This window comes from Actinomadura madurae (assembly GCF_900115095.1).
In the GTDB taxonomy this organism is placed as follows: domain Bacteria; phylum Actinomycetota; class Actinomycetes; order Streptosporangiales; family Streptosporangiaceae; genus Spirillospora; species Spirillospora madurae.
Genome location: NZ_FOVH01000004.1, coordinates 258,359 through 276,258, shown reverse-complemented (window position 1 = coordinate 276,258; position 17,900 = coordinate 258,359). Strand labels below are relative to the sequence as shown.

At 70.5% G+C, this 17,900-nt stretch carries 27 protein-coding genes and 1 tRNA gene; 21 read left to right on the top strand and 7 right to left on the bottom strand.

Going from position 1 to position 17,900, the window contains the following annotated elements:
- Positions 1 to 39: 39 nt before the first annotated feature.
- Complete coding sequence (locus BM339_RS14125) at positions 40 to 1,524, top strand: alpha/beta hydrolase (RefSeq protein WP_143118404.1); 1,485 nt, start codon at positions 40 to 42, stop codon at positions 1,522 to 1,524.
- A gap of 64 nt (positions 1,525 to 1,588) precedes the next feature.
- Positions 1,589 to 1,661: transfer RNA gene (locus BM339_RS14120), tRNA-Thr, on the top strand.
- Between the two features lie 82 nt (positions 1,662 to 1,743).
- On the opposite strand, the gene BM339_RS14115 is transcribed toward BM339_RS14120, so the two are convergent.
- A complete protein-coding gene (locus BM339_RS14115) occupies positions 1,744 to 3,087 on the bottom strand; it encodes a tyrosine-type recombinase/integrase (RefSeq protein WP_218163636.1) in 1,344 nt (447 codons plus the stop codon).
- Positions 3,084 to 3,644, bottom strand: coding sequence for a hypothetical protein (locus BM339_RS14110; protein ID WP_143118403.1), 561 nt, complete (start codon positions 3,642 to 3,644; stop codon positions 3,084 to 3,086). Before BM339_RS14110 ends, BM339_RS14115 begins: the two co-directional genes overlap by 4 nt.
- A 168-nt stretch (positions 3,645 to 3,812) precedes the next feature.
- On the opposite strand from BM339_RS14110, the gene BM339_RS14105 reads away from it, so the two are divergent.
- The 17 genes from BM339_RS14105 (at position 3,813) to BM339_RS14025 (ending at position 13,884) form a co-directional block, all read left to right on the top strand.
- Positions 3,813 to 4,013, top strand: coding sequence for a helix-turn-helix domain-containing protein (locus BM339_RS14105; RefSeq protein ID WP_075021097.1), 201 nt, complete (start codon positions 3,813 to 3,815; stop codon positions 4,011 to 4,013).
- The gene (locus BM339_RS14100; RefSeq protein WP_075021096.1) at positions 4,013 to 4,306 is read left to right on the top strand and encodes a hypothetical protein; all 294 of its coding nucleotides are present in this window, start codon (positions 4,013 to 4,015) and stop codon (positions 4,304 to 4,306) included. The genes BM339_RS14105 and BM339_RS14100 overlap by 1 nt, the downstream gene beginning before the upstream one ends.
- The gene (locus tag BM339_RS14095) at positions 4,303 to 4,641 is read left to right on the top strand and encodes a FliH/SctL family protein (RefSeq protein WP_075021095.1); all 339 of its coding nucleotides are present in this window, start codon (positions 4,303 to 4,305) and stop codon (positions 4,639 to 4,641) included. Before BM339_RS14100 ends, BM339_RS14095 begins: the two co-directional genes overlap by 4 nt.
- A 2-nt stretch (positions 4,642 to 4,643) precedes the next feature.
- A complete protein-coding gene (locus tag BM339_RS14090) occupies positions 4,644 to 5,933 on the top strand; it encodes a DUF3631 domain-containing protein (RefSeq protein WP_075021094.1) in 1,290 nt (429 codons plus the stop codon).
- Entirely contained in the window at positions 5,930 to 6,190 is a 261-nt protein-coding gene (locus BM339_RS14085) for a hypothetical protein (RefSeq protein ID WP_075021093.1), read from the top strand. The genes BM339_RS14090 and BM339_RS14085 overlap by 4 nt, the downstream gene beginning before the upstream one ends.
- Positions 6,187 to 6,420 (top strand): hypothetical protein, encoded by a 234-nt coding sequence (locus tag BM339_RS14080; protein ID WP_075021092.1) that lies wholly within the window; start codon positions 6,187 to 6,189, stop codon positions 6,418 to 6,420. The genes BM339_RS14085 and BM339_RS14080 overlap by 4 nt, the downstream gene beginning before the upstream one ends.
- Positions 6,417 to 6,716 carry a hypothetical protein gene (locus BM339_RS14075; RefSeq protein ID WP_075021091.1) on the top strand — a complete coding sequence of 100 codons (300 nt, stop codon included), beginning with the start codon at positions 6,417 to 6,419 and terminating at the stop codon, positions 6,714 to 6,716. The genes BM339_RS14080 and BM339_RS14075 overlap by 4 nt, the downstream gene beginning before the upstream one ends.
- Positions 6,713 to 6,892 (top strand): hypothetical protein, encoded by a 180-nt coding sequence (locus BM339_RS14070; RefSeq protein ID WP_143118401.1) that lies wholly within the window; start codon positions 6,713 to 6,715, stop codon positions 6,890 to 6,892. Before BM339_RS14075 ends, BM339_RS14070 begins: the two co-directional genes overlap by 4 nt.
- Positions 6,889 to 7,185: a hypothetical protein gene (locus BM339_RS14065; protein WP_143118400.1), complete on the top strand. Its 297-nt coding sequence runs from the start codon at positions 6,889 to 6,891 to the stop codon at positions 7,183 to 7,185. The genes BM339_RS14070 and BM339_RS14065 overlap by 4 nt, the downstream gene beginning before the upstream one ends.
- Positions 7,182 to 7,505 carry a hypothetical protein gene (locus tag BM339_RS14060; RefSeq protein WP_075021088.1) on the top strand — a complete coding sequence of 108 codons (324 nt, stop codon included), beginning with the start codon at positions 7,182 to 7,184 and terminating at the stop codon, positions 7,503 to 7,505. The genes BM339_RS14065 and BM339_RS14060 overlap by 4 nt, the downstream gene beginning before the upstream one ends.
- Entirely contained in the window at positions 7,493 to 7,858 is a 366-nt protein-coding gene (locus tag BM339_RS49815) for a hypothetical protein (RefSeq protein ID WP_177287692.1), read from the top strand. The genes BM339_RS14060 and BM339_RS49815 overlap by 13 nt, the downstream gene beginning before the upstream one ends.
- An 8-nt stretch (positions 7,859 to 7,866) precedes the next feature.
- Positions 7,867 to 8,313, top strand: a complete 447-nt coding sequence (locus tag BM339_RS14050) for a GNAT family N-acetyltransferase (RefSeq protein ID WP_075021086.1) — start codon at positions 7,867 to 7,869, stop codon at positions 8,311 to 8,313.
- Positions 8,314 to 8,544: 231 nt separating this feature from the next.
- Positions 8,545 to 8,805 carry a hypothetical protein gene (locus BM339_RS14045; RefSeq protein ID WP_075021085.1) on the top strand — a complete coding sequence of 87 codons (261 nt, stop codon included), beginning with the start codon at positions 8,545 to 8,547 and terminating at the stop codon, positions 8,803 to 8,805.
- Complete coding sequence (locus BM339_RS14040; protein WP_075021084.1) at positions 8,805 to 12,092, top strand: phage tail protein; 3,288 nt, start codon at positions 8,805 to 8,807, stop codon at positions 12,090 to 12,092. The genes BM339_RS14045 and BM339_RS14040 overlap by 1 nt, the downstream gene beginning before the upstream one ends.
- Positions 12,093 to 12,165: 73 nt before the next feature.
- Positions 12,166 to 13,227: a hypothetical protein gene (locus BM339_RS14035; protein WP_143118399.1), complete on the top strand. Its 1,062-nt coding sequence runs from the start codon at positions 12,166 to 12,168 to the stop codon at positions 13,225 to 13,227.
- Positions 13,228 to 13,261: 34 nt separating this feature from the next.
- The gene (locus BM339_RS14030) at positions 13,262 to 13,630 is read left to right on the top strand and encodes a DUF7715 family protein (protein ID WP_075021082.1); all 369 of its coding nucleotides are present in this window, start codon (positions 13,262 to 13,264) and stop codon (positions 13,628 to 13,630) included.
- Complete coding sequence (locus BM339_RS14025) at positions 13,627 to 13,884, top strand: endonuclease domain-containing protein (protein WP_075021081.1); 258 nt, start codon at positions 13,627 to 13,629, stop codon at positions 13,882 to 13,884. The genes BM339_RS14030 and BM339_RS14025 overlap by 4 nt, the downstream gene beginning before the upstream one ends.
- Before the next feature lie 394 nt (positions 13,885 to 14,278).
- On the opposite strand, the gene BM339_RS14020 is transcribed toward BM339_RS14025, so the two are convergent.
- Together BM339_RS14020 and BM339_RS14015 are read right to left on the bottom strand one after the other, a co-directional pair.
- Positions 14,279 to 14,497 carry a hypothetical protein gene (locus BM339_RS14020; protein WP_075021080.1) on the bottom strand — a complete coding sequence of 73 codons (219 nt, stop codon included), beginning with the start codon at positions 14,495 to 14,497 and terminating at the stop codon, positions 14,279 to 14,281.
- The gene (locus BM339_RS14015) at positions 14,490 to 14,759 is read right to left on the bottom strand and encodes a hypothetical protein (RefSeq protein WP_143118398.1); all 270 of its coding nucleotides are present in this window, start codon (positions 14,757 to 14,759) and stop codon (positions 14,490 to 14,492) included. The genes BM339_RS14020 and BM339_RS14015 overlap by 8 nt, the downstream gene beginning before the upstream one ends.
- A 122-nt stretch (positions 14,760 to 14,881) precedes the next feature.
- Here BM339_RS14015 and BM339_RS14010 point away from each other — a divergent pair, with 122 nt between their 5' ends.
- On the top strand, positions 14,882 to 15,145 hold the full coding sequence (locus BM339_RS14010) for a GntR family transcriptional regulator (protein ID WP_075021078.1): 264 nt from the start codon (positions 14,882 to 14,884) through the stop codon (positions 15,143 to 15,145).
- Positions 15,146 to 15,410: 265 nt separating this feature from the next.
- Here BM339_RS14010 and BM339_RS14005 read toward each other — a convergent pair whose 3' ends face one another.
- Positions 15,411 to 15,902 (bottom strand): hypothetical protein, encoded by a 492-nt coding sequence (locus BM339_RS14005; protein ID WP_075021077.1) that lies wholly within the window; start codon positions 15,900 to 15,902, stop codon positions 15,411 to 15,413.
- A gap of 168 nt (positions 15,903 to 16,070) precedes the next feature.
- Here BM339_RS14005 and BM339_RS49810 point away from each other — a divergent pair, with 168 nt between their 5' ends.
- Positions 16,071 to 16,241 (top strand): YlcI/YnfO family protein, encoded by a 171-nt coding sequence (locus BM339_RS49810; protein ID WP_177287691.1) that lies wholly within the window; start codon positions 16,071 to 16,073, stop codon positions 16,239 to 16,241.
- A gap of 366 nt (positions 16,242 to 16,607) precedes the next feature.
- On the opposite strand, the gene BM339_RS14000 is transcribed toward BM339_RS49810, so the two are convergent.
- Positions 16,608 to 16,811, bottom strand: coding sequence for a site-specific integrase (locus BM339_RS14000; RefSeq protein WP_177287690.1), 204 nt, complete (start codon positions 16,809 to 16,811; stop codon positions 16,608 to 16,610).
- Between the two features lie 342 nt (positions 16,812 to 17,153).
- Positions 17,154 to 17,594, bottom strand: a complete 441-nt coding sequence (locus BM339_RS13995; RefSeq protein ID WP_075021076.1) for a hypothetical protein — start codon at positions 17,592 to 17,594, stop codon at positions 17,154 to 17,156.
- Between the last annotated feature and the right edge of the window lie 306 nt (positions 17,595 to 17,900).

Sequence of the window (17,900 nt, the reverse complement as noted above, 5' to 3'; positions counted from 1 at the left end):
CGAGACGGGGTCCAGGTGCGGGCAGCAAGGTTCATCAGCGTGGCGACTGTCCTGGCGCTGGCAGCGGTCACCGGCTGTAGCGGCGATGCCAAGAACGAGTCGACACCTCCGGCCGACGTCCCGGCGGGGCTCGACTCCTTCTACGGGCAGAAGCCCACCTGGAAGGGGTGCGGGGACGACTTCCAGTGCACGACCGTCCAGGTACCTCTGGACTACTCCAAGCCGTCCGGGGCGAAGGTCGGCATCTCCCTCATCAGGCTCCCAGCTCAGGACAAGTCGGCCCGGATCGGCTCCCTTCTCACCAACCCGGGCGGTCCCGGAGGTTCTGGCATCGACTTCGTCCGCCAGGCCGGCCGCGCTTTCGGGGACGACCTGCGCCGCCGCTTCGACATCGTCGGCTTCGACCCGCGCGGAGTGGCCGCCAGCGACCCCGTCCGCTGTAACGACGGCCCCCAACTGGACGCGTTCTTCGCCACCGACGCCTCCCCCGACGACCAGAACGAGACGAACACCCTCGGCGAACAGGGCAAGGCGTTCGCGGAGCGGTGCAGGACCAAGGCCAGCTCGGAGCTTCCCCATGTCGGCACCGTCAACGCAGCCCGCGACATGGACGTCCTGCGTGCGGCCCTCGGCGACAGCAAGCTCACCTACTACGGCGCCTCCTATGGCACCTACCTGGGCGCCTTTTACGCCGAACAGTTCCCCAAGAACATCCGGGCCCTCGTCCTGGACGGCGCCGTCGATCCGCAGCTCTCGTCCACCGAACTGCTGATCGAGCAGGCGAAGGGCTTCGAAACGGCCCTCCGCGCGTTTGCTGACGACTGCGTGAGGTCAGGCGGCTGCCCCTTCGGAACCACCGCCGACACGGTCATCACCAACATCGCGTCCTTCCTCGCCGCCACGGACAAGAAGCCGCTCTCCAGTACCCGCAACTCCCGCAAGGTCACCGAGTCCCTGGCAGTGATGGGCATCGCCAGGTCCTTGTACGTCAAGGAGTACTGGCCCGTCCTGCGCCAGTCCCTCATCCAGGCGATGCAGAAGGGCGACGGCACCTACCTCCTGGCCCTCGCGGACGAGATGGTCGAGCGCAAGGAGGACGGCTCATACAGCAACCAGACCGACGCCAACATGGCCGTCAACTGCGTCGACAAGCCCAACCCACCGGACCTCGCCACCTACGGCAAGTCCGCGGAAGAGGCCAAGAGGGTCGCCCCCCGATTCGGCCCCTTCGTCGTCTGGGGCGGCCTGCCCTGCGTCTACTGGCCCGTCCAGATCAAGCAACAGTCGAAGCCCATCACCGCCAAGGGTGCCGCCCCGATCGTCGTCATCGGAACCATCCGCGACCCCGCAACGCCGTACAAGTGGTCCCAGAGCCTCGCCGACCAGCTCTCCAGCGGCGTCCTGCTCACCTTCGACGGCGACGGCCACACCGCCTACCTGCAGGGCAACTCCTGCGTCAACGAGGCCACCGACAAGTACCTCGTCACGACCGACCCGCCCAAGGACGGAACCACCTGCCGCTGAATAACCAGTGCAACCCACCCCCGGAGACCCGGTAGACTGCTTCCCGCCGTGCCCCGCATGGCAGGCCGCCTTAGCTCAGTCGGCAGAGCGATTCACTCGTAATGAATAGGTCGTCGGTTCGATTCCGACAGGCGGCTCGGTACTTGACCAGGGCGTTCATCCGAATCGGGTGGGCGCCCTTAGTCGTGCCGGTTGCAGTTCGTGTTGCAGTTCCCATGATCACGGTGCCCCCCAGAGGGCCCGCCCCATGCGCTCCATGCTCTCCTGAGCCATCGGCGAAGCTACGTGCGTGTACCGCTGCGTGATCCGGATATCGGAGTGCCCCAGGATCTCCTGCACGACGCGGACGTTGACGCCCTGCTCGATCAGCAGTGTCCCGGCGGTGTGCCGCCCGTCATGCACCCGGGCGTCTCGCACGCCGGCCGCGGCGAGGACCGCCTTCCAGTCGTCCCAGTCGTCGCGCGGGTCGATCGGCCGCCCGTTCGGCTGGCAGAACACGAGGTCGTGATCCTCCCAGACGTTCGCCGCGGCAAGGCGCTCCTCGCGCTGCCGTCGGCGGTGCGCCTTGAGCACGGCCACCAGTTCGGGCGGGAGCGGCACGGTCCGCTTGCTCTTGCCCTTGGGCTTGCGGAAGACCAGGCCGCCGCCGGCTCGCTGCGGGCACGTAGAGGCGTGCCGGTCGCAGTCCTTGAGGCAGAGCCGCGGCGCGTCCGCGGGGATGCACTTGTGCGGGCGGCCGGACCGGCGCCGCGCCTTCGGGCAGTTCTTCGGGCACGGCCGCCGGTGCTTCCCCTCCGTGCACGCGGCCACGTCATCGCAGCCGTGATGCCACTTCTGCCGCACCAGTTGCCACCACACCCGTACCGACCCGCCTTCGAGGTCGACGAACTTCCACCGGAGCCCGAGCGCCTCGCCCTGCCGCAGCCCGAGCGACAGACCCACGGACCAGCGGGCCCCGTTGCGGCGGCCGTCCGCCGCGGCGAGGATGCGCCGCGCCTCGGCCTGCGTCAGCGGCTCAATCTCGCTGTCGTTCTCGCCGGGCGCGTCGAGCAGCGTGGCGACGTTCCGGCCGACCTGGTCGCGCCGCACCGCCAGGGTGAGCGCGCGGGACAGGATCCGGTGGACCTTCAGCACGTGGCTCGGCTTCTTCTCGGCCGCGTACATCCGCGTGTAGAGCTTGTCCAGGTGGTCGGCCCGGAGCCGGTCGAGCCGGTGCTTGCCGAGGTGCGGGACGATCCAGTTCCGGATGTCCGACCCGTAGGACTGCAACGTGTTCGGCGCCAGCTCACGCGGCCAGATGTCTTCCAGGCACGTGCGCATCCACTGCTCGACGGTGGGCTTCCGGCCGGGCTTGTCGACCTTCCCGGCGTCCCGCTGCGCCTCCAACTCCTGGACCTTCGCGGTGACCTCGGCCTCGGACTTCCCGGTGCGGTGACGCCGGTCGGGGGAGCCGTCGTCCTTGACGCCCATGGTCACCCAGCCGTGCCATTTGCCGTCGCTCTCGCTGTAGAAGATCGACGACCGGCCGTTTGGCTTGCGGGAGCCGTCGCTGCGCTCGCTCATCCTGCTTTCCCCTTCGTCCCGGGCGGGAGCTTCCCGCGCAGGCGTGCCTCGCGGATCCAGCCGCGGACGGTCGTCACGGGCACGTTGTTGCGCTCGGCGATCGCCTTCGCCGGCTTGCTGGTCACCGCCAATGCCGCCTCGTACCACTGGGCGACCCGAGCGGCGAACTCGTCGGGATCGGTCTTCCTGTCGCGGACGAGGCTGGGCAGCTCGACGAGAGTCTGCGTGCCGCCCCTGCGTCCGATCCTGCTCATCACGTGCTCAAGGCGACCCATTGGGATGGCCCGCAGGACGTCCGCCGTAATCGGTCCGTCGGCGATGCATAGGCCGGTGATCCGCACGCGGCGGTGCTCGTCGGGGACGCGCTCAAGCCGGACGTAGAGCGGGACGTCGAGGATGCCCTCGACCATCTGCCAATCCGTCCCGAGGCCGTCCCAGAGGGGATCATCGCCCGGCCGGTGCTCGGGCATGAACACTCCGCCGGCCTGCAAGGTCTCCTCGCGCAGCTGCTCCAGAGTGGGCCGCTCTCTCGCCGGGTGCTCTTCTCTGTCGCTCACGTTCGCCAACGTACACCGGTCCGCGAGCTTGCTCAATAAGCCCGCGAACGTAGACGTTAAGTCCGCGAACTTGTGGGACACCGGAGGAACGTGGTAGCCATAGATCGGTACTTCTAAGTCCGCTCGCTTAGATGTCAGCGAGCGGCGTTGATCGATGGGAGTCGATCCGTGGAACGAAAGCTCATCCCCTGGTGGCCCGACGCGGGCGAGGCGCTCGGCGGCATCAGCCGGACGACCACCTATGAGCTGATCAGGTCGGGAGAGCTGCCCAGCGTGACCATCGGCCGTCGGCGATTCGTGGCCGTGGCGGACCTCGATGCCTTCGTGGAGGGTCGCCGGACGGGCGGACAGGGCGGGACGGCCGCCTGATGACCACGAACAAGAACGCCCCCGGCGGCGAGACCGGGGGCGCGGACGAGCAGGCGGGCGGCCGGGTCGTCGAGTCGAGCGTACAGCGCTATCCGGCCGCGTTCGCGTCCCTCTATGCACCCAGCGGCAACCGCACCATGTGGTGGTTCACCATGAGGTGCCCGCACTGCGGACACGGCCACTTCGGCCGCCTGCGCAGCCGGGACGCCCTCGACGGCGTACGCCGTGCGGGATGCGGCCGGCTCGTGTGGGTCGTCGTCGCCCGGACCTACCCGGCGGAGGCGGCCCGGTGAGCGACGCTGACCAGCTGCTCAGGCTGGCCGTGGCCGCGGCCGAGATGGTCGACGACATCGAGGGGCAGCAGCGCCGGGAGTCCGCCGCGTTCCGGGACGGCTACGCCCTCGGTCTCGCCGCGGGAATCGACGTCGGCCGCGACCAGGCCGAGCGCGACATGGCCGAGGCGTGGCGCCCCGTCGCCGAGAGCGTCCGGCGCCTCGGCCGGACGCTGACCTTCGAGGAGATCGAGCGCCGCCGCTGGGACGGCCGCCGGGAGGACTTCGGTCGGCCGCGCCCCGGTGACTACACGGGCGGGCCGGTGTCCTGGGACGAACGGGGGACGGCCGCGTGACCATGCCCGTAGGTGCCGTGCTGCTCGACCGGCTACGCGCCGCACTGGCCCGGTACGTCATCCTCCCGTCCGACGAGGCCGGAGACGCGGTCGCGCTGTGGATCGCGGCGACGCACGCGCAACCGGCGTGGCAGCACGCGACCCGTCTCGTCATCACCGCCCCGGAAAAGCGCTGTGGAAAGTCTCGCCTGCTCGACATCATTGAGACGACGTGCCACGACCCGCTGATCACGGTGAACATCAGCCCGGCCGCCCTCGTCCGCTCCATCGGCGAGGACCCGCCCACGCTGCTGCTCGATGAGGCCGACGCGGTGTTCGGCAAGAAGGCGGCCGACAACCACGAGGACCTGCGCGGGCTGCTGAACGCCGGTCACCAGCGCGGGCGCCCGTACGTCCGGTGGGACGCCGCGCTCCGCCAGCCCGAGCACTGCCCGACGTTCGCGATGGCCGCGCTCGCCGGGATCGGCTCGATGCCCGACACGATCGAGGACCGGGCCGTCATGGTCAGGATGCGCCGCCGCGGCCCCGGCGAGCGCGTCCAGCCGTTCCGGACCCGCCGTGACGCGCCCGCGCTGCATGAGCTGCGCGACACCCTCACCGCGTGGGTCCGTAGCCGCCTGGACGCCCTGACCGATGCCGAGCCCGACATGCCCGTCGAGGACCGGGCGGCGGACAACTGGGAGCCGCTCATCGCGGTGGCGGACGTCGCTGGCGGGTCGTGGCCCGAGCGTGCCCGGACCGCGTGCCGGGTGCTGACGAACGCGGCCGAGGAGGATACGACGCTCGGCGTGCGGCTCCTGGCCGACCTGCGCGAGGTGTTCGGCGACGCTGAGGCGCTGCACGGGGCGACCATCCTGGAGGCGCTCCACAAGCTCGACGAATCACCGTGGGCCGACTGGTACGGCCGCCCGTTCAACGCCCGTGATCTGGCCAAGATGCTCAAGCCCTACGGCATCAACTCGATCAAGGTGAAGGTGTCGGGGCAGGCGCTCCAGGGCTACCGGCGAGAGCACCTATACGACGCATGGAGCCGCTACCTACGCCCACAGCAGGAGGGGAGCGGAACCCCTGGAACTCCCGGAACCTCGCAGGTCAGCGACCCGGCCGAGGTTCCGGGTTCCGGACGCCGAACGGAACCGGAACCCGGAACCCCCCTCCTGACCAGCGCGGTAACGGAGGTTCCGCAGGTTCCGGACACCCCCTGCTGTGCAGGGTGCGGGCACCCGATGGACCCGGCGCTCTCGGCTGCCGGAGAGACCACACACCCGATGTGCGAGAGGAGCGCATCATGACCACGAACCCCTACTACAAGCTGATCAATGGCGAGCCGATGATCAGCCCGGCCGGGCTGGCGCTGCTGCTCGACCTGCCCGTCGAGGAGGTCCTCGCCGAGTACGAGCGGCAGGGGAAGGGCGCGGCCAGCGGCGTCCTGCGGATGCCCGCCGAGTGGCGCAGGCGGGGCGTGCGCGTCCGCAAGGAGACCCAGGCCGCCCTCGGCTACGAGGCCGGGATGAAGGAATGCATCGACTACCTGGCGAGCAAGCCGTGAGCACCGACCTGCGGGCGGCGCTCGGCCGGCTGACGGCCGGTGAGCGCGAGGCCCTGGCGACCCGCTGGCGGGAGAACGCGGCCTACTGGAGCGGCCGGCCGTCCGGGCTCGGCGCGATGTGGGCGGCGCTGGTCGACCAGGTGGCCGAGGTCGACGCGCTGGAGCGGCTGCGGGCGGCGGCCGAGACCGAGCCGCACACGATGCGCGAGGCGAGGCGGCCGAGGCGATGACCGAGCCGAACCCCCACCCCTACTACCGGCGGAGCGATGCGGGGCTCTCGCTCACCCTGTCGGGTCGAGCGGCGCTGATGGACGTGCCCGTCGAGTTCGTGGTCGCGCAGCTCGGGACCGAACCGGGCTGGGCCGAGCGCATCCCGCCAGGGTGGGCCGAGCGGGGCAACCGGGTGCGCGCGGAGTGCTGGCGGGCGCTCGGATGGGAGGCCGACCTGTTCACGTGTCTGGACTACCTCGCGGGGCGCATGTGGGTGCTGCCCGCTTCGCGGTCCGCGGGGAGGTGGCGGCCGTGAGGGCGGTGCTGACGGCGCTGGCCGCCGTCCCGTACGTGCTCGGCTGGACGGCCGGCGCGGTCGCCGTGGTGGCGGCCTGGTCGTGGGCGGCGCTGGTCGCCGGGTGGCGGGACGGGCGGCGGGTCGACGGGCCCGCCGAGCCGGTTCCCGCGCGGCGGCCGTGGGCGGCGGCATGAAGGCGCTGACGTCCGCCGAGCAGGCCGCGCTGCTGGACGTGGTGGCGCTGGTGTCGGCCGCCCGGGAGCCCGACGACGGCCCCGACGCCGAGCCGCTGAACGAGGTCCTGGACGCCGTGGTCGGCGACCTCGGCCGCGCGTCCGGCCTCGCGCTCGCCATCGCGTTCGGGGTGGTGGCCTCCCGGCTGCTGGACCGGCTGGCGTCGGCAAGCTACCGGGGCGCTGAGGAGTTGTGGCAAGAGATCGCCCACGAGATCACCATGGGCGCCATCAAGGGAGGAGAGCAGGGATGACCGAGGAGGAATTCCGCGCCGTCCGCGGACGCATGGAGCGGATGCGCGAGGGCAACCGGCGGCACCAGCGGGAGATGCGCCGGCTCGCCGTGATGTACGTGCGGGCCGTCACCGACGGCCTGACCGAGGCCGACCGGGTCGAGCTCGACGGGGCCGAGGCCCCGTCGTTCGCGGCGATGCGCGAGCGGGCCGAGGCGTCCCGGCTGGAGCACGCGGCGCGGCGTCGGCGGGCCGAGCGGGAGACCGCGTCCCGGGAGCGCATTCACGGCGCCCTGCGGGACGTCTACGGGCTCGACGCCGCGGACGCGTGGGTTCGGTGAGCCTCGCGCAGGTGGCCGCCCACGAGGCCGCTCACGCGGTCGTGGCGGCGCACTACGGGGTGCCCGTCCTGCGGGTCGTCGCCGGGGAGCGGTCGGGCTTCACCGAGCGGGAGGACGTCGGGACGACCGCGCAGGCCGCGGCCATCACGGCGGCCGGTGAGGTGGGGCAGCGGTTGGCCGGCGGCCGGTTCTTCGATCTGGCATGCGGCGACCTGGCCGACTTCGAAGCGCGGTTCGGGCTCGGCCGCCTGTGGCGTGCCCAGCGGGACGCGCGGGAGATCCTCACGGCCCGCCGTGCCGCGTGGCTCGACCTCGCCGCATGGCTCGTCCGCGAACGCCGTATCGAGTTCTAGGAGAAGACATGCATTCAATCACCCATGGGTCACCCGACGACGCCGAGGCGATCGCCCGCCTCACCGGTGGGCACATCCAGGCCGAGCACCTGGCCGCGGCGCTGGCCGATGCCACGATGCCCGCCCACGCCCTGATCGTGCGGGACCGCGGCCAGGTGATCGGGGCGGCGGTGTACGCGCTGACGCGGGCCGGTGGCGACCTGGCCCGCACGCTGTACATCACCAACATCGCCGTCACCCCACCGCAGCGACGCACGGGGGTGGGACGCGCGCTGGCCGACGGACTCCGTGACGCCGCCCACGAGCACGGGTGCGACCGCGCAGAGTGGCGCATCGAGGAGACGGACCGACAGACCGCCGCGTTCTGCCGGGCGCTCGGTCTCAGCCCCGACCGTCCCCGCCGTCCCCGGGGCGGCGGCTGGATCCAGTCACTGGCCTACACGGTCCGGCCGTAGAGAGGGAGGCGGCCCGGCTTGTGAGTTTTCGCTACACGAAATAATCTGTTCGTGTGACGGAAACCAGAGCGCGAGCGGCCTGCCCGCAGTGCGGCGGCGCGATGCCCCCGCGCGCCCGGGTAGGCCGTCCGCGCCGGTACTGCTCGCCGACATGCACCCGCCGTGCCGACGCGGCCCGCACCGCCCGCCTGATCAAGCTCGGCCGCATGGTCGATCGGTCCGGGGGCGTGCATGGCGCGGCGTGAGATGGCCATCCTCCGCACGGTGCTCGGCGCCCGGCTGGACGATGCGCTGGACGCGATGCCCGCCGCGGCCCGCACCTTCACGGTCAAGCGGATCAAGGCCGCGCGATGGGCGTGCGTACAGGTCGACGACCAGTGGACGCTCGCCGTCCCCTACGGCGCCGGGTGGCGCCCCGTGCTGGACGTTCCCGCCGAGCTGGCCGCCGCGCTGCACGGCGCCGGGATCGTCGCCGAGACGGGGGCGCGCTGATGGCCGCCCGTACCGTCCTGCTCAACCTCATCGGCCAGGACCGCGTGTCCCGCATGCTGCGCGGCGTCCGCCGCCAGGTCGACGAGACCGACGAGAGCATCCAGCGGTTCGGCCGTGACAGCGACCGAATGTCGAAGATCACCGGCAAGGCGTTCGGCAACGTCACCAAGCGCCTCGGCGGCCTGCTCAAGGTCGGCGTCAAGTTCGCCAGTCTCGGCATCGGCGCCGCGCTCGCGATCTCCCAGGCGGTCAACCTCGCGGCGGCGCTCGCCCCACTGGCCGGACTGCTCGCCGGGATACCCGCGGCGATCGCCGTCTTCGGGGTGGCGCTCGGCACGCTGAAACTGGCGCTCAGCGGCGTCGGTGACGCGTTCGGTGCGGCCCTGGGCGACGACCCGAAGAAGTTCGAGGAGAGTCTCAAGGGGTTGGCGCCGGCCGCCCAGTCCGTCGCCCGTGAGTTGCGGGCGTTGCGTCCCACGCTGCTCGGCATCCGGCAGGCCGCCCAAGGCGCGTTCTTCGGACCCCTGCAGGGGCAGTTGCGCGGCACGGCCGCCGTGCTGGCAGGCCCGCTGCGTACCGGCGTGCGGAGCGTGGCCGGTGAGTACGGCCTCGCCGCCGCCGCCGGCCTGCGGTTCGCCCAGCAGGGCCGCACCGCGTCCGGCCTCACGGTCATCTTCGGTGCCGTCCAGCGGGCCATCGCTGGCATCCGGCCCGCCATCACTCCGGTACTCCAGGGCTTCCGCGACATGGCCGTACAGGGCGCGGGCACCCTCTCGCGGCTCGGCGCCGGGGTGGGCAACCTCGGCGTCAGGTTCGGCGAGTGGATGCAGCGCTTCGCCGCGTCCGGTGGCGTGCAGGCAGCGCTGGGCGGGGCGCTCACGCTGATCAAGTCGCTCGGCGGGGTGCTGCTCGACCTCGGCGGCATCCTGCGCTCCGTCGTCACGGCCGCGTCCGGGAGCGGCGGCCTGCTCGGCTTCCTCGGCCAGGCCACGGCGCAGCTCAACGCCTTTCTCAGGACGGCTCAGGCGCAGGCCGCGCTGCGGACGTTCTTCACCACGATGAACCAGCTCGGCTCCGCGCTGGCGCCGATCATCCCCATCCTGGCCTCGGTCGTCGGGCAGTATCTCTCGGCGCTCGGGCCGATCCTCCAGGCGATGACGCCGCTCGTCGGCGCGTTCGTCCGCGGCATCGGCACGATCCTCGCCGCGCTCACGCCGATCCTGCCCGCACTGTCGCAGCTCGCGACGACCCTGCACCAGCAGTTGCAGCCGATCCTGATACCGCTCGTCGACCTGATCGCGCAGACCGCCGCGCAGGTGGGCGGGGCGCTCGTCCAGGCGCTCATCGCGTGCATGCCGTCGATCAAGCAGCTCATCCTGTCGGTGGCGACGCTGCTGCCGCTCTGGGCTCAACTCACGCCCGTCTTCACCTCGCTGCTGGTCGCGCTGATCCCACTGCTCCCGCCGATCCTCCGGCTCGCGACGATCCTGATCACGGCGCTCGTCCCGGTGCTGCGCATCGCGATCATGATCCTGACTAAGTACTGGTCAACGACCATCGGGCTCGTCATCCCCGTGGTGAACAAGCTCGCGCAGGTGCTGACGTGGGTGGCCGGGGTGATCGGGCCCGCCATTCAGCGGGTCGGCGCGGTCATGACGTGGCTCTGGCAGAACGCGATCAAGCCCGCATGGAACGGCATCCAGACGGCGATCGGCGTCGCCTGGTCGCTGATCCGGCCGGTGTTCGACACGATCGCCAGGGTCGTCCGGACGGTGCTCGGCATCGCCTTCACCGTCTTGAAGAACACGGTCAAGATCGCATGGATTGCGATCCAGATCGCCATCGGGCTGGCCTGGAAGGTCATCAAGCCGATCTTCGACCGAATCCAGACGGTCATCCGGAACTACCTCGCGCCCGCGTTCTCCTGGTTCTGGAACAAGGTCGTATCGCCGCTGTGGAACAAGATCAAGGGCCACATCTCCAGCGTCTACAACACGGGCATCAAGCCGGTGTTCGACAAGCTCAAGACGGCGGTCGGCAAGATCGGTGACGCTTTCTCGGCGGCGGTGAGCGCCATCAAGCGCCACTGGGACAAGCTGAAGGGCGTTGCGAAGACCCCGGTCAACTTCGTGATCGGGCTGTACAACGACGGCATCGTGAACCTGGTCAACAAGCTGGCGTCATTCGCGGGCGTGAAGGACCGGCTCAACAAGATCCCCAAGTTCGCCCGAGGTGGCGTGCTGCCCGGCTACTCCCCCGGCGTGGACTCGCTCATCGCGGCCGTCTCGCCCGGCGAGGCGATCATGCGGCCCGAGTTCACGCGGGCCGTGGGCGCGGACTTCGTCCACTCGGCGAACAACGTGGCCCGCCGCACCGGGCCGTCCGGCCTGCGCAAGTGGCTCAGCGGGCCCGGTGCCATGGGCGGTGAAGGGCTCGCGTTCGCCCGAGGTGGCGTCGTCCCCGGGTACGCCGGTCGGTTCGCGTTCGGCGGGATCATCGGCGACTTCGTGAAGGGTGTGAAGGACTTCACGATCGGCAACATCGGCAAGGGTGCGGAGAAGCTGCTCGACAAGGTCCTCGGCGCGACCGTGCCGGGCTCGGGCACCTTCCGCAACCTCCTCGCCGCGATCCCGGGGTGGATCAAGAAGACCGTCGTCGACTGGGTCAAGAAGAAGGTGACCGGCGGCGTCGGCGGGCCCGGCGTGCAGCGGGCCCTGCAGTTCGCCCGGCAGCACAACGGAGCGCCGTACGTGTGGGGCGGCGTGGGGCCGGGAGGCTGGGACTGCTCCGGCTGGATGTCGAGCCTGGTCAACGTCATCCAGGGCAAGAACCCGTACCAGCGCCGGTTCACGACGTTCAGCTTCACCGGCGCCCGCAACGGCCCGGCCGGGTTCGTCCGCGGCCTGCGCTCCGGCCTGACCGTCGGCGTGACGAACGCCGGCGTCGGGCATATGGCCGGGACCCTGGGCGGCATCAACGTCGAGTCCAGCGGGTCGCGAGGCGTCCACATGGGGCCCAGTGCGCGCGGCACCAGCGACCGCATGTTCGGCATGAAGTACGGGCTCAAGTTCGACCGCGGCGGGATGCTGCCGGAGGGGTGGTCCCGCGTCTACAACGGCACGGGGGCGCCTGAGCCGGTGCTGACGAGCGGGCAGTTCGACGCCCTGGCCGGCGGCGCGAGCCGAGACGTCCACGTGCACATGGACAACGTGACGATCCGGGAAACGGTCGACGTGGACCGGGCGATGCAGCGCGCCGGGTTCCTGGCCCGGTCGGTGACGCTGTGACCGCCGACGCTAGGACGCTGAGCGCTGAGCCTCGGCGCGCTGCGCCGAGCACCAACACTGTGAAGGGGAAGCTGTGACGCGCAAAGTCCTATGGATGCAGGCCGCCGAGGGCGACGAGGCGCTCGTCGACGAGTACGCGGCGATCGACGACCGGCAGGTACTGCTGAGCCTGTGGTCCACGGAGGGCGCGATCGGCAGCGGCCTGGAGGTCACCCAGCGGTCCGCGGGCGCGAACTTCTCGGTGGACGTGGCGGCGGGCCTGGCGATCGTCACCGGCGATGATGTGGCGGGCCAGGGTACGTACCTGGTGCGCAGCGACGCGGTAGAGAACGTGACGATCCCGTCGCCGCCGGGGGCCGGGGAGCGGATCCACCGCGTGGTCGCGCAGGTGAAGGACAAGCTCCACAACTCCGGCGACTGGTCGACGTATGAGTGGACGATCGACGTGCTGGAGGACACGGGGTCCGGGACGCCGACGCTGACCGATTCGGCCATCTCGCTGGCGCTGGTGACGGTCGCGGCCGGCCAGGCCAGCGTGACCAACGCCGACATTCAGGACTTCCGCCCGAACGCGTTGTCGCGCCCGGGCCGGGCGAGGCTGGTGGCCGACGCGGCGTCGCGGCCGGTGCGTCCGGTCGAGGCCGAGGAGATCTGGCGGCAGGACCTGGACTGCAATGAGGTGTACGACGGCTCGGCGTGGCGGGAGATCCTGCGCCGCGACGGCGGCGGGTCGGCGTGGACGACCTACACCCCGGCGCTGACCGCGACGTCCAGCAATCCGACGCTCGGCAGCGGCGCGACCGCGCAGGGCCGCTACACCCGGTACGGCCGAACAGTCCACGTCGAGGTGATCATCAAGTTCGGGACGTCGGGGACGGGCGCGGGCAACGGCTTCTACGAGGTCTCCCTGCCGGTGACGGCGCGCACCCAGACGGTCGGCCGCCGCACCGGCTCGGCGTACTGCTACGACAACAGCGAGCAGGACTTCTACGACGGCGCGTGCTTCATCAACACCTCCGAGACGGGCAAGGCGCGCGTGTCCATCGACTCGGCCGTGGTCGGGCACGGCGTGCCGTTCTCCTGGTCGACCAATGACGAGCTGGGCTTCACTCTCACCTACGAGGCGGCGAGCTGATGGCGTACGCCGAGGCCCGGTCGGCGACGTCCTGATGCGGTTCCTCGTCGCCCCGAGCGAGCCCGGCGGGCTCATGGACGACGTGTCCTGCGCCCGGCCGGGAGAGCTGCTGTACCTGCCGATTGAGTGCGACAACCCCGAGTGCCGGTGCGGCAAGGTGTTCCGCGGGATCGCCAGCGGCCACGCGACCACCACGGCCCTCGTCGCGGACGTGCCGGCCGACGAGGACGCGATGTGCCAGATGACCGCGGGGGCCGTCCTGCGGGACTACCCGATCCTGCGGGGGCAGCTGCCGGGGGGCGAGGTTCTGGAGGCCGTACGGCTGCTCTCAGGGCTCGCCTACCTGCGGGACGTGGGCGACGTGGTGCGGGTCGCGGACGTAGACGAGGTGATGGCGGAGTGAAGGGCGACACGACCTCGCGCGGCTACGGCTGGAGACACCAGCAGGCGCGGCGCATCGCGCTCGCCAACATGGAGCCTGGCCAGCCGTGCGCGCGGTGCGGACAGCCGATGAGCCGAGCCGAGCCGCTCGACCTCGACCACACCGACGACCGTGCCGGGTACCGCGGCCTGGCCCATCGGTCGTGCAACCGGTCCGCAGGTGCAGCCAAGGGCAACGCGGGCCGAGCCAAGCCCGTCACGTCCCGTAGGTGGTGAGCCCCGCCGCCGCCCGCCTCGCGGTCACCGTGCGTGAGGGCAGGCCGAGCAGCGCCCCGGCCGGTGGCCCATGGTCACACAGGGCGACGCAGGGCCCCTGACCTGCGGGGATGAGGAGGGGAGGGGGGCACGGCCGAGCCGCACGCTGACCTGCGGTTCCATGACCCCAACCGCAGTCAGCATTTTCTCCCTCCGGGCTCTCAAGCACGGGTGATCATGGTGCTCCGTCACGCCGAGTGACGGGGCCAAGATCGCGACCCCCTCACGCTCCGTGACCTCCCCTGTTGGTGCCATCTCCGACTCCGGCCGGATAGCGGCCCTCATGATCACGAGCAGGCCACGACCCCGGGGGTGGTGCGTTCCCCGCGCAGGTCCCCCGGGGCCGTGACGTCTCTCAGCGCTCGGCGCGCTCCAGCTTGACGAGCAGCTCCGCCGGGGTGGACGCCTTCACCGTCCCCCGGCCGTCCGGCCGGAGCGTCTCGCGGACGAGGCCGCCGCGGGTGGCGTACCAACCCGCGTCGGTGCGGGCGAACGCCCAGCCGGGGAACCTCTGCGCGAACATCACCAGCAGGTCCGACACGTCGCCGTCGACCTCGACGGCCCGCCTAGACACTGAGGCCCTGCCCCGGTCCGTTCGGCCGCCACTGCCGGCCGGGCTCGGTCATCCGCGCGGCGAGTTCCTCGGCCGCCTCGCGCAGCTCGGCGGAGATGCGGGCGCCGACGCACGACCACGCCAGCTCTGTCCACCGGTCGTGTTCGAGCACGAGGTCGCGGTCATGCTTGTGGATGGCGCGCCACCGGCCGCCGACGAGTTCGAACACGTCGAACCCGACGATTTGTCGTTCTGGTTCGAGCGCGCGTCGTGGCTCTGTCATCGAGGGGTCCCTCCTCGTTGCCCGTATGTGACCGGCACCATAGCCCGCTCTATACCGGGCTGTACACCTCTACAGAGGGATACGAGCGTTTACGCAGGTCAACCCCGGTCTACGGTCCGAGCATGAGCAACCCGCCGGAGATCGACCACGAGGGCCCGCGGCCGGTGTACGTGCAGGTGGCGGACATCATCGCCGCGCGGATCGATGCTGGTGACCTCCAGCCCGATCGGCCCATCCCGAGCGAGGCACGCATGGCGGAGGAGTTCGGCGTGGCCAGGCTGACCGCCCGCCGAGCCGTCCGAGAGCTGCGGGACCGCGGACTCGTCGTCACGGTACCCGGCCGCGGCACGTTCGTCCGGCCGGCCGACGGCGACGAGCAGGACTGACCGGCAAACAGGCGTTGCCATCATGGCAACTCAGGCCCTCTGACGGTCTCCGACCTGCCCGCCCGGACGGTCCGCCGGGGGTGCGCACAATCTGCGCGCCCTGACCTGCCCGCCCGCGCAGGAGCCGCACCCTCCCCGACCTGCGCCAGCCTCTGCCCGGCGCAGGCCCGTGACCAGCAGAGAGCCCCCGCCGGTCGGTGCCGGACGGGGGCTCCAGTGAGGTCCTCCAAGGACCTGGGTTACGACGAACGTAACGCAGGTCGCACTACTCGCCGTCGGCCGTCTCGACCGTGGCGACGCACCGCCGGATCATCTCGCTGGCCTCGCGCAGGGTGCGGTCGAACTCGTCGTCGTCGCCGTCCCGGCACGCAGCGGCGAACGCGCGGTGTGCCGCGGCCGCCCGCCGGACGGCAAGGCCGAAATCGACGTCCCGGATGCCGTCCGCTTCGGCCTCCAGCATGGTGGCGAGGTTGTCGGCCCGCTGCGCGAGGTCGGCCCGGCGCCGGGCCATGTCGCGGACGTCGTCCGGCTCGCCGTTCGGCCACTCGCCGGGGATGGTGCCGGTGGCGGGCTGCTCGTCGTCGCCCTGGTCGCCGGTGTCGCAGGAGAGGCACGCGAACACCTGGACGCCGTCGACGATGCCGACGGGCCGCATGGGGGCGACATCGATGCGGCACGCCACGCAGGCGCGCCCGTCGCGCTGAGCGAGCGTGAGGGCCGACGGGTCGGGGATGAGGTGGGTAGGCTTGTCGCTCACGGCGGAGGTCCCTTCCGTCCAGGCCCCGGCCGGTGGTGCAGTCACCGAGTCCGGGGCCGTCCTGTATCGGCATCGTTCCTGCTGGTGCCGAATTACTGCCATTGCACAATATGCATACCGGTCGGGATCCGTCAACGTGGAAAACCCTGGTCAGGCTAGGATCCTGCCATGGCAGGAAAGAAGCGCGGTCGCCCGGCCACGGGCAAGACTCCCAACCGCACGGTCCGCGTCCCGGACGAGGTCTGGAACGAGGCCAAGGAGAAGGCCGAGCGCGAGGGCAAAAACGTCTCGGACGTCGTGAACGACTGCCTACGCCGGTACCTCCGCAAGAAGGGCTGACGCACTGGACGAACAGCGGCAGCGCAAGCCGCCAAGGCGACGGGTGCGAGTCCGGACTCCGTGAAGCGCATGAAGGCGCTCAAGCGCGAAGCCATCGACCTGCATGACGCCGTGATGGCGGGGCGCATCTCGCTCGACGCCGCCGCGCTGGCACGGATGAAGCGGTCAGACATGGCTCGCCCCTAGTTGCAGTTCGTGTTGCAGTTCGGCCCGTACCGACAGGGTTCGCGAGAGTTCACCCATGCCCTGTGAGCTGGCCAAACGCACTCCGGCGAATCGCCCCATACCCTGGTCAAGGGCTCTCGTAATGAATAGGTCGTCGGTTCGATTCCGACAGGCGGCTCCCACCTCAGAGGCCCATCACGATCACCCGCGATGGGCCTTCTGCATGACTTCCTGACTAGGCGTCCTCGGCAGCGGCGGGAACACGTCGTCCATGGCCTCCGTACCGGCCAGCAGGGCGGGGCGGATCCGGTGCCAGTACACCGTCTCGCTGACCTCTGTGCTCTCGTGGCCGGCCAGCCGTGAGATGTCCTCGATGGGCACGCCGGCGTCCGACAGCACCGACACGAAGCTGTGCCGTAGTTCCCACAGGACGTTGTTGGCTTCCCCTCGGTGCCCGCAAGCGGCATGAAGACCAGGCCGTGCTCCTGCCAGGTCATGCCAGCCGGGCCCCTCCTTGGGTGCGTTATAGACCCGGATGGTCTTTGGGCATCAGCCAGCCGACCGTGTCTGGGTGGAACACGTCACCCCAACCAGTAGCGAACACGTGGCCCGTCTTCGCCGACGCGTCATATCTCGCCGACGAGGAGTTTGTCAGCCGCCTGGGCCTGTGGTGCTCCCGGAGTACGGTCACGGTCTCGTCATCGTTGCTCACGACGCAGGACCGACCGTTTTTGGGCGAGAACGTCTCTACTCTGCGTCCTTCAGTCCCAGACGGAACCAGTCGGGCATGGTGTCTTCTGAGCGCGGGAACCAACGGTTCTCAAGGGCGAAATCCTCTGCGGTCGGCGCGTCCTCGAAGCTCGGTTCGGTATCGCGGTTGTAACTGATGGTGAACGTGCCGGGCGGGTCGACGATGTACTCGAACCCCACCCAGCTCCCCACGCCTTCGGAGTACATACCCTTGCGGAGCTGCATGAATAGACGCCAGACCTCCGGTGGAACGGCCCAGCCGCGTGTTGAGCGGTCGGGCATCAGCACGCCTGCCGACATTTCGCTGTGCCTGCCGATCGTCTGGACACGCACCACCAGGCGTCGCCAGCCGTCGGGCAGGGTGGGCACTACCTGCGCCGTGATCTGGTCGAGTTTCTGCCGTTGTTCGGACGGACTGAGCTGCGGCCAACGGGACATCCGCTGTGCTCTCCTCTGCTAATGGGGGACGGACGACTCATGTAATCCGCCCCGGCGCGGTCGATACCGGCAGATTAGAGATCAACCGAGCGCGCCAGGTTCCCTCGAGAGGCACGCGTCATGACCAGGGCGGAGCGACGAAGCCCGTGATCGCCAGTGAGCCGCATCGAGGGGCTCAGGTGCTCCTTGCCAACGGCGGGTCGGGACGGCCCTGGACGAGTCCGACCAGGAAAAATCGTCGATCCTGATCGTGTGCGGCAGCGTCTCGACGGCGAGCGTTCCGACGGCCTTGCACACCAGGCCGGT